Source organism: Leptothoe sp. LEGE 181152, assembly GCF_032906605.1.
In the GTDB taxonomy this organism is placed as follows: Bacteria; Cyanobacteriota; Cyanobacteriia; order Phormidesmidales; family Phormidesmidaceae; genus Leptothoe; species Leptothoe turfae.
This window is the reverse complement of sequence record NZ_JASATU010000043.1, coordinates 15,668-30,219: the sequence shown is the minus strand read 5'-3', so window position 1 is coordinate 30,219 and position 14,552 is coordinate 15,668. Positions and strand designations below refer to the sequence as shown.

At 40.2% G+C, this 14,552-nt stretch carries 8 protein-coding genes; 5 read left to right on the top strand and 3 right to left on the bottom strand.

Annotation, left to right across the window (positions count from 1 at the left end):
- Window positions 1-24 precede the first annotated feature (24 nt).
- The 5 genes from QGP82_RS21580 to QGP82_RS21560 all read left to right on the top strand — a co-directional run bounded on the left by QGP82_RS21580 (window position 25) and on the right by QGP82_RS21560 (window position 7,717).
- Entirely contained in the window at window positions 25-204 is a 180-nt protein-coding gene (locus QGP82_RS21580; RefSeq protein ID WP_499060973.1) for a hypothetical protein, read from the top strand.
- Between the two features lie 798 nt (window positions 205-1,002).
- Window positions 1,003-1,464, top strand: coding sequence for a hypothetical protein (locus QGP82_RS21575; RefSeq protein ID WP_499060972.1), 462 nt, complete (start codon window positions 1,003-1,005; stop codon window positions 1,462-1,464).
- Entirely contained in the window at window positions 1,465-5,736 is a 4,272-nt protein-coding gene (locus QGP82_RS21570; protein WP_499060970.1) for a hypothetical protein, read from the top strand.
- A 50-nt stretch (window positions 5,737-5,786) separates the two neighbouring features.
- Window positions 5,787-6,566 (top strand): M15 family metallopeptidase, encoded by a 780-nt coding sequence (locus tag QGP82_RS21565; protein WP_499060969.1) that lies wholly within the window; start codon window positions 5,787-5,789, stop codon window positions 6,564-6,566.
- A 170-nt stretch (window positions 6,567-6,736) separates the two neighbouring features.
- Window positions 6,737-7,717 carry a tyrosine-type recombinase/integrase gene (locus QGP82_RS21560; RefSeq protein ID WP_499060968.1) on the top strand — a complete coding sequence of 327 codons (981 nt, stop codon included), beginning with the start codon at window positions 6,737-6,739 and terminating at the stop codon, window positions 7,715-7,717.
- 245 nt (window positions 7,718-7,962) lie between these two features.
- Here QGP82_RS21560 and QGP82_RS21555 read toward each other — a convergent pair whose 3' ends face one another.
- The 3 genes from QGP82_RS21555 to mobF form a co-directional block, all read right to left on the bottom strand.
- Window positions 7,963-9,783: an ammonium transporter gene (locus tag QGP82_RS21555; protein ID WP_499060967.1), complete on the bottom strand. Its 1,821-nt coding sequence runs from the start codon at window positions 9,781-9,783 to the stop codon at window positions 7,963-7,965.
- A 191-nt stretch (window positions 9,784-9,974) separates the two neighbouring features.
- Complete coding sequence (locus QGP82_RS21550) at window positions 9,975-11,591, bottom strand: SUMF1/EgtB/PvdO family nonheme iron enzyme (RefSeq protein ID WP_499060966.1); 1,617 nt, start codon at window positions 11,589-11,591, stop codon at window positions 9,975-9,977.
- Between the two features lie 325 nt (window positions 11,592-11,916).
- Window positions 11,917-14,427, bottom strand: coding sequence for a MobF family relaxase (gene mobF, locus QGP82_RS21545; RefSeq protein WP_499060965.1), 2,511 nt, complete (start codon window positions 14,425-14,427; stop codon window positions 11,917-11,919).
- Window positions 14,428-14,552 lie beyond the last annotated feature (125 nt).

Below are 14,552 nucleotides of genomic sequence, written 5' to 3'. Positions count from 1 at the left end.
AGACGCTTGTGCTTTGAAAATCCGATGATCGCTTCATCTATTGCTAAAAAACTTCCAGATGCTGAGGTTGACAGGGAATTTGTTGTTCTTGAAAGGCTTGACTTTCAGTTTCTAGCTGATATTCTGCACTCTCAGGTATTATGTACAGACATTAAATCTGAAGGTCTAATCCAAAGAGAATTTGATTTATCAAAGAGTTTATAAGAACCATACTTGATAAATTTCCAATAAATCTTGACTACTGAGAATTCTTGCTCCTCTAGAGGCTATACTCCATTGGCTTGCCATTAATTCAGTTCTTGTATGTGTTAGTTAAAGAACTGAAAGTAAGATGTAGAAATGTTAGCGGAATCTTATACAACGTTTTTGTCTAGTGAGGCAGAGTCTAAAAGCTTAAGCTCTATCATTAGAAGCTTTTGATGTACTTCACTAGAACTAAAACCGCTATAAAGATAGTTCTTAAGAAAATTTTTTTCGCAAAGCAGAAGTCTACTTCTGAAATATTTAATGATAGAAATGAACTTTATTGCATAATCTACCCGCATAAACCATATATACAAGGTCAATACAAAAAGCAAGTACTCATCATCATAACTTTATACGATTCAGGCCTACTTCATCAAATCTTTGTATTTATTTTTTTTGGCAGGACTATATTTGATGTGTGGGCAGATTGATGCATTTAATGGATGCTTAGCAAATTTTTGCTTGGAAAGGTTATCCGAATTGAGCTTTAGGGAGAACCGTATAACCGAATAGGACGTTTTCTCTAATAGCCTATGTGAGCTTATTTCCATGTGACAGCTTGTTGAGTTTTTTTATGCTTAAGGTATGCCAATACTCCCAGCCATCAAATCCTAAGCTGGAATTACTACGTTCAGGGGTGTCACTAAATCAGACAGACCATTAAGGCTATTTTTTAATAAAGATTAGTACCCTCAAGGGTACTAATCTTTATTGGAAGAATGAGCGATATTGAATTAGTACATCGTAGAGGATTAAATGGAAGCTTTTGCCGTCTTAGCCAGTACAGTTTCAGCATTGATTTTTGGGGAAGCCCTTAAAGAAGGGGGAAAAAACCTAGGGAAAGGTATCTCCCAAGTAATCAACAACCTTATCATTAATATTCGCGGTAAGTTTAAGGCAGCTGAAATAGAAGGATTCCTTACAAAAGTCGAAAGGCAGCCAAATCAACGCAATATCGAAAGATTTGAAGCAGAGCTTGTAGATCAGATGATTGAAGACAACAGCTTTGCGCTAAAGATAGAAGAATTAGTAAAACAGATTGAAGCACTCAGTCCATCTGACCAAATAATCGGAAGCAATATTAAGGCTGAAGAAGTAAAGATAGAAGGTGTGCATCAAAAATCAAGTCAAAAGGGAACAAGTCGGCAAGTCATAGGTAAAGATATCGAAGCTACCGGAAAAGTCGTATTTCGAGATATAAGTCAGGAAAGCAAGTAAATGGTTAATCGCTCAGAAGATTTGGGTAACCAGACAAAAAGCATAGATGATTCGGATGCCCAGGAAAAAACTGAAGATAGTTTTGTTGTGGGGCAGAATATACGTGCAGAGGGAGACGTTATATTTGAAAATATAACCCGAACTTCTATCGAGCACCAGACAGTAATTAAGGGTGAAGTCTCTTTTGAAGAGGTATCAGTAGATAAGTATAGCTCAAAAGACTTTGAGAGTCCTGAATCTGTCAAGAAGTTGGTTACATGGCTTGAAACACAAAGAGTTCTTATTATCTCAGGTGATAGGAAGGTCAAAAAGCCAGATCTTGCTAGTCATATTGCCTCACTGCTTAAGGAGCGTAAAAGTCAAAAGGAATCAGTAGTAGTAAAAAAATCCATTCAAAGTTTAAATGTTGCGATAAATCTCCAACGTGAATTTTTTAATTCTGAGAAGGCGACAATATTTATACTACCTGATCTATCCTTTAAAACATTTGGTATACCTCTTTCGAATATTAAGAGTATAGCGGAAGAGAAAAATCATTATGTAATTGGAATAACAGATGAATCGAAGGAGGCTTGGCGTTCAGATTCTGGGAGTAATTTCTTTTGTAGTGTCTCATATAAGCAGTTTGAGCATTATCGGAACTTACTCAATAAGTTATCCGATGAGAATTTAATTCGTGAATGGTATTATGATGCTCAGAAAATGGATTCGCGTGAACATTTACTTGTAATATCACTGAGTTTCTTCAATGGACTTTATGGCGATCAATTTTTTTCAGCATTAGAACAGTTAGTTGAAAAGGTTTGGCAAAAGCGAGATAGTAGTCTACGTGCTCCAGACTACTGCGACTTAGACAAGATAACTGGCTTCTTTAACTACTTAGAACATTACAGACAAGAAGATACTGTTGAGGTTGAATCTTCAAAGCGTCAGTTACTATTGAAAATTGCCTGGGGTAGCCATCGTAGACAGATTCTTGCTGCTCTGCCAATACTGGCATCTCTTGTGAAAGACTCAGTGAAGCGTTTTGAATATGAACTATATGGTACTCCACTGAGACGCCAACGGCTGCGACAAGCTGTAGCTGAAACACTAAGTAATATCGGTTTAATTGCCGGTGAAGCAGTTGAAGATACATTATTGAAACTTGCAGCTGATGAGGATATTAATGTACAGGCTGTTGCAGCCAATGCCTTAGCATGGTGGCGTGATGAGACAAAAAGGAAATTTATCCAGACAGGGAATAAAGATTTTAATAATGCGTTAGATAATCCAGATAAAAAGCTATTTTCGACTATTCAGAGGTGGCAAGAACAACAGCAACTTGAGAGCTTAGTTTCCTCGTATCTGAGTGGAGATAATTATGAGCAAAGTACTAAACCTCAAGATTACATACGGTCAACAATAGCACTTACTGTGGGATATGCAGCGGAAGCTGATCCCTATGATCAAATGTCAGAAGAACTTATTAAGTTACTTCGAAATTTGATGCTTGATACAAATAAGCTTGTCCGCAGTAGAATTCTTGAAGATACTCTTCCTAGAATTGTACGGAGACATACTAAGCAGATAAAAAGTGAATTAGAATTTTTCTTGAAAGATGCTGATTACGGTCTCTTTATAGCAATTTCAAGAAGTTTGGCTGCGGCTTATAAATCAAGGCCAAAAGAGGTTTTAGAGATACTAGATGCTTGGCAGCAAGAAGCGAAAAAGGAACGTCCTGCTAAAGTTGTTAAGAATAAAGTGACAATTCGTGAGATTTTGTTGTCGATTGTGGTATTGACATATGGTGAATTAGAACTTACTGAAGAAAGTAATACTACTCTTGAAGAAGAGAATACTACTAATGTAGATAGAAACTTCGCTAATCTTCAAGAGATTCTTTCTGAAGAGATACATCCTTTTGTTCGTACTCACGCACTTGTTGCAATTGGGCAGCAAGCCTTCAAAAATTTTGAGCAAGTTGAACCTACACTTCAAGCTTTGACTGGTCAGGTTACAGAAGGTGAACGAGAGACCATTACGCGTATCCTAACTGAAATATATCTATCCCAGAGAGCTTTACTATCTGGTGGAGAACATATTATTGAGGTTGAAATTAAGAAAGGAACAAAGCGAAAATATCCTGTATGGGTGAATGCTGAAAGGCCTTCAACTGCTGTAGAAACAGTAATGCATCGATGGATTAAAGACGATAGCCAGCCTATGGCTCAGCAAGTTGCTGCACGCGCATCAGCTAATTTTGCTAACGCGTTTGATCGTGAAGAGGTTCGTCAAATCAGAAAAATCAAAGAAAACTTAGGCATTCAGCAAAGTAGCAAAGAGCAAGAATTTGCTTCACCTGTTGTGGCTGGCCAAGCTCCCCAGGATTGGTATCTTGGAAAGCTCGTTCCTTGGTTAGCTACGTACAATACTCCAAGTTATCGTATTAGTATTCGGAATCTCATACCAGAGGGGTTAGTACAGAAAAAGAAAGATCGTGAGAATTTACGTTTTGTCTTAGATAAATGGCGTAAATCTTCGGATTCAGAGATTAAAACCATCTCAAAAAAACTCTCACCTGGTCTCTGGCTAGCAGAAAACTTAAAATGGGGGATGGCTTGTGGAGGGCTGTTTGCTATGTCTCTTAGTACATTTGGGTTGACTCAACTGTCAGAAACTCTTGCTAAGAATTCACCAAAGAGTCCCCCTAAAATCACTCAACCGGAACCAATTGATCCAGGCATTACATTAAGTGATCGTATTAGCGTAAGTGATATCGACTCAACTAATTTTGATACAGGTCAGCTAATAGTTAGATTTTCTGAAAATGGCACTCCTGATGATCGTCTTGGTATTCGCAATCAAGGTAAGGGGAGAGATCAAATAAGTGTAAGCGGAAGTGAGGTTAGCTATGACAGAGTTACCATTGGTGAATTAAGTAATGGTTCAGGGATAGAACCTTTAACTATTAATTTAAATTCTCAAGCTACCCCTGAAGTAGTTCAAGCCTTAATGAGAAATGTCACTTATCATAACGTTTCTGAATCTCCAAAGTTGGGATTACGTAAGGTGGAGTTTCAAGTAATTGACGATGCTGGCGCTCCAAGTAACTCTTTAACAAGAAATATATTTGTCACTCAAGAAAATAAAGCGCCAAAACTTTCAGTTCCTAGCACTCAAACGGCAAATGAAGCTAAGCCACTTGTGATTACTGAAATTGCTTTTAATGATCCTGATAGTACAAAGAACTTAAGCATGATTCTTAATGTGAATCGTGGAGTAATTGCTGTTAAGGACTCAATTCCAGATGGTGTAAAAGCTCAGCAAATTGAGAAAAATAACTCGAATGAGGTTAGACTTTCTGGAAACGCAAAACAACTTAGTACAACGTTATCTTCACCCAACGCAATTACTTATAAAGGTTCTAATGATGAGACTCTCAAAATCACTATTGATGATGGGGGGGTAGATATTCCTGAGGATTTTGATAAGGCACTTATTTGGCCACCCAACGCTGAAAAGGCTAAAACAGATCAAAGAAACATTAAAATTGCAGTTCAGCCAAGCAATAAAATACCTTCGATCATCTTTAGTGAGAGTCAACAAACGGTTGATGAAGACGCAGAATTGTCCTTTGGTCAAATTACTATTGATGATCCAGACAGTAAAACGCTTAGGGTGACTCTGAAAGTTGATCATGGAACGATTAGTGTCAAAGATAATATAGGTGGAGGATTAGAGGATAGTGAAATCTCTGGCAATGGGAGCAATCGAGTAACCCTCTCCGGAGCTTTTAACAAAGTCAAGACGACTTTAGCAGATCCAAAATCTATTACTTATAAAGGGAAAGCTAATTTCAATGGAAATGATTCCTTGAAGATAGATGTTGCAGATGGTGGTAGAGGAAATACAGCTAACATGGCTATTATTGTAAAATCAATTAATGATCCACCAATTTTAGCTGTTGTTAAAACTGTAACTCCTCCTAAATCAGAGCCAACTCCTAGATTTTCATCCCCTCAGCAACCTTCGACCCCTAAACCTTCTCCTGTTCCACAACAAGATGCTACAAATGCAGTTGTTATAGGCGATCCTACTAAAACTAAAAATGCTCGGGCAGGGATCACTATAAATGCGAAAGTTCTTTTCGAGTTGCCTGTTGGTAGCCGTATTCAAGTAGTAGAAGGTAAATATAATTCGGACAATTTCCTATGGTATAAAATTTATAGCCCTAGTAAAAATAAATATGGTTGGATGGCTAGTCATTTGGTTAAACTTGATAACCAATAGCATAGTTCATTGCTTGTAAACGGTTTCGATGGTTGGGGATTGAGTACACAGTGAACCAGTTTTTTAATCTATCACCACGACTTGCAACGTTACTAAGATTTTTTCTAGTCACCTTGGGAGTTCTTCTCAATATATACGTAATTGGAAATTTTTTTGAAAGTCATTCATTAAGGCACTCTGTTCATTTCAGACCAATTCTCCCTGAATCGACATCTATCTCAAAACTTTCACAAGCTCCCATCACTCTCCATAATACAACTCCTATTAGTACAAAGAGTTCAAATACTTCTTCCCTTAATACGTTGTCAAAATTTGGTCACCTTCCATATACAGAGGCCAATCCTAAAAGTCTGGTTACTATTTCTAGTTATGGACAGCGCGAATATCAGAGGTTTGAGAGTCTTATGCCAGATGCTGCATTTTCATTAATGAAAATGATTTATGCAGCAAGAGATGAAGGTGTATGGATTGTTCCAGCCTCGGGGTTTCGAGGTTATCTAAAGCAACAGGAAATATTTGATAGACAAGCTAAAATCAAAGGGTCTATTGAAAAAGCTGCTAAATCTAGTGCTCCGCCAGGTTACAGTGAACACCATACAGGATTTGCTATTGACTTAGCTGATGGTCATGTCCCAGAGGCAGACATCAATAGTAATTTTGAGTCAACTGAAGCATTTGTGTGGCTCACTAGTCACGCTCAAGAATTTGGCTTCGAACTATCTTTCCCAAAAAACAATATACAAGGTGTCAAGTATGAACCTTGGCATTGGAGATTTATTAACTCGCTAGAAGCGATAGAAACTTTTAAGAATGCAAAAACATCAGGTTAATATTCATAACATGTAAAATTTATTGCAAAAAATATTTATGCTTCTTCGATACTATTACGCTAATTTGAACCTCATTGTATTAAGTTTTTCAGTATGACATAATCCCTTTTTATGTAATACTGAAGTCTCTCAAAAACATCGCCTCATTTTGGGAAACTAAAGGCTTAACATTGACAGATCTAATAACAAAACCTCAAGAAGCTCCTGGACTTCAAGGAGCAAACTTTGTACTGCCTGAAGTCTTTGCCAGGTCTGGTGAACGTGCTACGTACCGCTTCGTTGAATTCTTCGCTGCTGAGATTCGAAACCTTAACACAAGGCTTGCTTACTACCGAGCCTTAACTAAGTTCTTCGACTGGCTTGAATCTCTTTATCCAGGTTTAGAGATCGACCAGATAAACTCTATCGTCATTTCACGATACATCGAGCTTCACCTAGGCTCAGCACTCACGAAGAACCAACATCTATCAGCGATTCGTTCTCTTTTTCGGTGGCTTTCTATAGGAGGTGTAGTAATAGATAACCCTGCCGCTGAAGTCCGTGGAGTAAAACATCGAGTTAAAGTTGGCAAAACCCCTGTTTTCTCTGATGAAGAGATGGTACAGCTTTTAAGCTCAATAGATACTTCTCATGTTGTTGGCCTTCGTGACAAAGCGCTCATAGCCACAATGTTCTATAGCTTTGCTCGTATTGGTGCAGTGCTAGGTATGGATGTTAAAGACTTCTTCCATAAAGGCAAGCGTACTTGGTTTAGGCTACATGAAAAAGGTGGAAAGTACCATGAGGTACCAGCTCATCACAAGGCTGAAGAATATCTTGATGCTTATATTGAAGAATCGAGCTTAGGCAATCAGAAAGATGCTCCCCTATTTCAGACAGCGCCAGGTCGAAGCAAAAGACTTTCTGGTAAGCGTCTCCAGCGGCAGGAAGCTTGGGCAATGGTAAAGCGTCGAGCGCTGGCTGCTGGCGTGAGTACTGACGCTTGTAACCATACCTTCAGGGCGAGTGGTATCACTAACTTTCTTAGGCATGGTGGGTCTAGGGATAATGCTCAGAAGGTGGCAGCCCATGAAGACGTAAGGACTACAGCTCTTTATGACAGAAGGGATGACGCTATCAGTCTCGATGAAATTGAACGGATTCGACTTTAAGATAGAATTTGAGTATTTTAACGATATTTAAAGAAGAACATTAGACACAACTAGCTTTAATCACTTTTTAGATATCTGGTGGCAACAGAATGCTAGAAGCTTTCTGTGTCTCATATTTGAAGGATGAGGCAATGAGCAAAAATAGTGTCACTGAAGTAAGAGAATATTATTGGAAACTTAAACTAACAAATTAGCTGTCAATCAATCGAAACGTTGCAAGAAACGTTTCGATTGCCTTGAATCTCTCATTCAGTCTTTTGACTATCATCTGAATCTGATGATGCTTCAATGAAAGGTGTTCCCTTCATGATGGCTTGAATTATCACTTCATTCATTTTTTGAAACGTTGCATTATCTCCAGCACTTTCCTTGATAGCTTCAAATGCCTCTCGACTCAACTTAAATCTAGTAATACCAGTTATGATCTCAAATCCTTCACAAATTAAGGAGTATGCATCATCGAAAAGTTCATCATTTTCTTCTTCGATTAATTTAAGACCTTCTTTCAGAAGCCTTAAACCTCGTGGATCTTTTCCCCACTGAGTTTCGGCCCATTGAATCCATGCATCAAGGCGTTCCCTAAATTTCGTGTCATAGCCTAAGAATCGCCCTGTCACGCTAAGTTGAACTGCCGTCTGCCTCCATGTGAGAAGTTCTTCTCGTAAATCACCTTCACTTATTGGAATCTTTCTGCCTGGGTTAAATAAACTATCGCGGCGAAGATAGTATCCAGATTTACCATGATGTGTATAGTCTAAGCCATGGAGTTCATCGTGAGCCGATACACGATGGTGTCCAAACTTTTTAAGAGTTCGGAATAGTGCAAATGATATTAGATATGACCAAGAACATATAACAAAAACCCCAATGACTTGAATAATAAAATTACTTTTTAAAAACCCAACTGCTAAAATGCCTAAAATACCACAGATACCGTGAACAGCAAATGCTCCAACTGGGTCGTCTATCCTCTCCTTGAAAAATTTCAAGTTAAGCATTGTGATAATACTAACAACACTAATACCAGCAACACATCCAATAAAAATGGCTACTCCAGGATACATGTTAATATCACAGCCCGCCGTAATTGCAACTAGACCTCCTAACAAGCCATTTAATGTATGTTCGAGGTCAAACTGAAGACGGTGCTGAGCGTGCTTATATCGTTTGTTGTTAAATCCATTAATGACAGCGGAGGTGATTGTTGCAAAAAGTCCACCTCCAAAACATGAAAGAATAGTATTAAGTAGTACGGTGCCTACCGTTTCGTTAAACTCAAACATTCCATTGTCAGACAATGTAATAAGTGCCCCAACACTACCACCATTAAATCCAAGCCATCCTATTAGTAACAGGAATGTACCTAGAGTCGAAAGGCTGAGATTGTGAGGTCTATTCTCTGTCTGTCGGTAGTTGGCTACTTCGGCAGCTCTATATTGGGCAAGTTCATTTTTGTCAGCTTTAGCTATACGAGGTCCAAGAATCCAAGCGCCAGCTAAACCAGCAAATCCCCCAACACAGTGTACGGCTGAAGACCCAGCAAAATCATAATATCCCAGCTGATTAAGCCAACCGTACTTTGTCCATACCCAATGCCCTACGATAGGATAGATTACTGTCGTGATCGCTCCAACAAGCCAAAAGTAAGCCTGAAGTTTTATTCTTCCTGCGACTATGCCACTACAAATGGTAATAGTAGTACCAACAAAAGCAAGATTGAAGAGGAAGTGAACTCTAGGTAATATACCGCCTGGGAATTCCGAAGAGAAGTTTAACCATCCTATTGCTGGCTTCCCAATGAAACTTAAATCATAAGAATAAACATTCAACACCCAATCAGGGTGAATGTTCCACATTAAACTGTAACCAATTAAAAAAAAACAAATTCCACCAAGGCAGAAATCAACGGCATTTTTAAACAGAACATTTATGACATTTGTGGAACGAATTAACCCCGCCTCTAAATATGCGAATCCTGGTTGCATCATGACAACCAGAACAAAACTTACAATAAGCCAAAGATTGTTGATAGCTTCTGCTAAAGGTTTAATTTGTTCAGAATCCATAGCAATAAATAATTTGTAAGATGTCTGAGTTAGGGATATGTGGCTACTATTTATTTATATAGATAGTAAATTATTTCTAAGTCGGTCTGGCGTTATACTTACAAAAGTAACCAAAGCTAGTAAAGTGCCTTGTACTAAGATAAGAGGAAGATTGCTTACGGCAAAAGGTTTTTTGTAGTACAAAGAAAGTATTAAGAATATGCAATGCTACACGCAATTCTGAATCCGAAGCAGTTAAGTTTGACTCCCGGTTGATGTCTGAAACGGTGGGCAGCACGGCAACGCCTCGGAAAGTTTTTCCAACTACCGCCACGTAAGATACGATCAGTGTTTTCGTTGAGCGAAATCCATGGAGTGTTACCGTTTTGCTTTAAGTTCTCTGGTTTCTCTCCGTAGTTACTATGCCAGTGGTCTAAGCACCATTCCCATACATTGCCATGCATGTCATAGATTCCCCATCTATTTGGGTAAAAGCTGCCAACTGAGGTTGTTTGCTTACGATATTTCCCCTTTTGTTCCATGCAATAAGTTTCTTTGCCATTGTAGTTTGCTAAATTTGAGGCAATCGTAGGGCCAAAGTAAAATGGACTTGTTCTCTTAGCCCGACAGGCGTATTCCCATTCTGCTTCTGTTGGGAGACGATAGGATATGCCTGTAGCTTGGGTAAGCCTTTGACAAAACTCTTTTGCGTCATACCAACTCACACATTCTACAGGATGAGTTTTCCCTTCGAATGCTGAGGGTTTTGGTTCCAAGTCTTTGGAGACTTTCGGCATTGAAGCAATATATTGCCACTGTTCTTGCGTAACAGGATACTTTCCTATCCAAAATTCATTAATCTGCACCTTATGTTGAGGCATCTCAGTATTTCCTCCTGCCTCACCAATAGGGCAACCCATCTTAAAAATATCACCAGAGATTTTAATCAGGTCTAATGTGACTCCTCCGTTGTCCAACGTTTCTCTGTAATATTCTGTTTGACTCTCATGGTTCTCGATGATTTCAGCTTTCTCGTTTATGAGACAAAATTCAACTTTTATCTTGCGTGGAACATAACTTTCTAATTCTTCAATACTCTTCTTTGGTAAAACTGTTTCCTCTTTTATAAAATCTTTTTTTATTTCAGCTTTAAGCAATTCCGACTCAGGATCTTTGGGATATTCTTCAAGTAGGAGTTCTATTTCATGTAGGATTTTTCTAAGTTCAGATAGCGATGGCCCTACCAATAATCTTCTCCATAGGAGTCTTAAAGCCTCAGTTTTCTGAGAGTTATCCTTGTTCTCACTTCGATGAGAAAATGATAATTTCCTTTGTTTAAATACAGGAGTACTCGTGTCTGACAGTCCTTCTAGAGCAATTGCAGCCTTACCAAATTCAAAAGCATTTGCATAGGAACGTCCTGCACCCAAGGCATCATAAAAACCTACAGCAAATTCTAGAGCGGCTGTGTCTTCGATGGCCTGTTTCATTCCAACTACGTTATGAATATGCTGACCAATCGCTTCAGCCTGCACTTCAGCGTAGCAGGCATTCAGCAAGACACACTCTACCTCGTTCTTAAATAATTCAAATAGACTAGCCAAAGCTGAAGCACTGACAAGTTTTGGCCCGTTACTTATTTCATTTTCTAAAATTAGTCCTTCTTGACCAACTCCATGGCCAGAAAAATGTACGATTTGAGGCTTGTGATCTAATAAGGCCCGTCTCAAGTCTCTAGGGCTTACAGCCCATTTGGTAATAATCTCAAATTGCTCTCGATTGTAGGAGCGCCGTAACCCAGCTTCAATCGCTTTTATCTCTTTATCCAAACGCAGTCTGCTAGTCTGATTAGGATTGGCTGTTAATATTAGGATCGTTTTCTTCACATCAAGATGTCAGTCTTTCCAAACACTGCCTACTAGAAAACACACGAATTTTTAATTGAGGTATTGATTCATGTCCCCTTTTACGAAGGGTTGTGAAATTTTCTGCCTAATCTGTCGATTTGAGTAATACTAGCAAGCTTTAGTATATGTACTACCCTTAGATGGGATTTGAGCTGATTAGAAATTATTTACCTTATAACCAGTTACTAGAAAAATCCATGTCATGAGCCTACCCTCACTTTAGGGCGAGCTATGATGTCCAACATCGTCAACGAGATAGACCAACCTTTTTCCCCGCATTCACCTTCTTTGCCTGCTCTACCGGAGGCTTCCAATCCCGAGCCAGCGTTTTCTGATTAGACTGCTCCATCTGACTCTGAAGCGTATCTATCGCCTTCTTCTTCGCTTCCCCTTGGGCATAAATCCGAGTCTGCTCCTTGGCCCGACTCATCTGCACATAGGTAAGCTCTCTGTCCTGCATACGACCACCTGCGAGGACGTAAGAATTCTTAACAGTCATTCCTTGTGACTTATGAGTTGTAACCCCATAGCCAAGAGATAGCTGATCGTACTCATCTTTTGAAAATGTCCTAGATTCTTGATTATCAAGCGTTACCGTAAGTTGCTTTTTTAGAAGGTCAATTTTCTGAAGCGTCCCGCCCATCCCATTTTTGACATCCTGCCGTTTATCATTCTGGCGAAACAGCACCCTATCCCCTTCATAGAGCGTTTCCCCGTTGATAGAGGTATGCCGTTCGCCCAAAGCACCAACCTCCTTACGTTTTTCCTGAGCTAACCGATTGATCGCATTTACATCAGCATTCGTATTGGCCAGAATCAGATGATCCTTGGCATTCTCTACACCACCAGCATCAGACCAATCATTAATTAGCGCCTGATAAAGGTCATCTTTCTTGGCTTTAACCGTAATCAGCCCACGATCTTGATACGCCTTAAGCCCCGCTTTAGCATTGCCATCGGCAAAGTCATGAACTGCCTGCTTTGCCCATTCATTTTGCTGACGTCTAATTTCCTTTAGCTCGACCGTCCCAACCTGCTTTGAAACTGATTGAAATGCACCACCTGACTGCACTGGCTGTAATTGTCTGTGATCACCTACAAGGATCACCTTCGCCCCGACATCATCTGCTTCCTGAAATAGCCGAGTCATCCGGCGAGTATCTACCATGCCTGCCTCATCGACCATAAGCACGGTTTTATTATCAATCCCAAATTGAGGCTTCTTTTGAGTCTGCCCGGTCCTAAGCTTATTTGCGGTCTCTTGCTCCTGGCGTTGCTTATCCAGGGCAAAGAAAAAGCTATCTAACGTTCGGCTGTCAATCTTAGCCTCTGCCTGGAGGCCAGAGGCGGCTTTACCACTTAGGGCTAATCCCTGCACTTTGTAGCCACTGCCCTCAAAGGTTTCACGAGCAGCATCCATAAAAAATGTCTTACCCGTACCAGCCATACCACTGATCACCTTAAGCCCTCCAGGTGTAGCGACATGCCCGAGCGCTCTTCGCTGCTCACCTGACATGGTTGGCTTATTAGAAAGGGCCTGAAACAGCGCCTTAGAATTTACAGAGTGGGACCTATCCTCGGCTAAGTAGTTCGTATAGTCCTTAAGATTTGCCTCTAAGTCCATTTGCTCCATCGTAGTGAAGTACCGATGCCGCTTATCGGCCCCAAGACTTACAGCTTCACGAGACTCCATAAAGCCTTGCTTGATGGACTTAAGATCGCTATAGGTCATCCCCTTACCAGCAGAGGCTTCCGCCAAGGCTCTATCCAGTTCCTTTTCCTGGAAATAAGACTGGTGATAGGTGCATTTTTCCAGGGCTTCCCTTAAAACGATTCCTTCGTTCTGTTTTTTCTCAAACTCAGAAGGTTCTTCTCTCTCCTTCATCAAGGAACGAATCACCTCTGGAGTAAACCCATATCCCTTAGCTGTCTGCTGCCACCCTTTCTTTAACGTATCTCTGTGAAACTTCTCTTTCTTTGATCGGGTAGCAACCGCAGCGTGTTCTTTATTTTTAGATGTCTCTTCTATTCCCTGTGTTTTTAAGTGCTCCTTTAGCTGATGGCTTCTACTGGACCAATAATCGGTTAATGCATGAGGGACACCAGACACTCTAAACGAGCCATCTTTCTCGTATTCAAGGGGTAACTTACAGTCTTTTTCTAGGTTAGTGGCTAGACTTGAGCGATATACAGCCCCTGCCGCCATCTTGGAGGTGTAAAGGTGCTGAGAATCAATGCTGCCAAAGGTACCATCTTCTCTTGCCCCAATATTCATTGTTAGTGCATGGGTGTGAAGCTGCGGGTCACCGGCCCTTGAAGCTCCATGCTGAAACGTAGCAACAACTAAACCTACTCCTTCCTGCCGAGTTCCCCCATGCCCTCTACGAGTATAGGCATTATCTTCAAGGTAACTTACCGCATCTAAGACAGCCTGATGATGAGCAGCTTCTATCTTCGCTTGAATATCCTTATCAGCAACAGCCCAGACAGCAGAAACACTTTTATCTGGGCTAAACGTAATATCCCAAGCTGATCGTCGTCCTTGCTTTCCAGCGTTTTGAGTTAACTTAGTTGAACCATCCGGGGCAAATCCTTTCCAGATATGCCCCATATCCTCTTTTGTGACTTCACCTTGAAGCCCAAGTTTCTCTGCTCCCTTGCCAGCCCAGAAGCCTGACTTTTCTCGGTGATAGTAATCTTGATTGGCAAGGTCAAGGTAATAGTTTCTGTTTTTTGCCACGCTTATGGAAGCTGTCATTGGCAAGGTCCCCTTGGGGTAGTGTTTGATTCGCTTTTAATTCGTTTTTAAGGTCGCGTTACTGTCTCACTTTGAGTTTAGGCTTGTATCAAGTACTATGCTAAATTTCGCCCTATCCTTTGATG

What these genes read in the sequence shown, in the direction of transcription:
- QGP82_RS21580 (WP_499060973.1), top strand. Translation starts at nt 25, where the DNA reads ATGATCGCTTCATCTATTGCTAAAAAACTTCCAGATGCTGAGGTTGAC.
- QGP82_RS21575 (WP_499060972.1), top strand. Translation starts at nt 1,003, where the DNA reads ATGGAAGCTTTTGCCGTCTTAGCCAGTACAGTTTCAGCATTGATTTTT.
- QGP82_RS21570 (WP_499060970.1), top strand. Translation starts at nt 1,465, where the DNA reads ATGGTTAATCGCTCAGAAGATTTGGGTAACCAGACAAAAAGCATAGAT.
- QGP82_RS21555 (WP_499060967.1), bottom strand. Translation starts at nt 9,783, where the DNA reads ATGGATTCTGAACAAATTAAACCTTTAGCAGAAGCTATCAACAATCTT.
- mobF (WP_499060965.1), bottom strand. Translation starts at nt 14,427, where the DNA reads ATGACAGCTTCCATAAGCGTGGCAAAAAACAGAAACTATTACCTTGAC.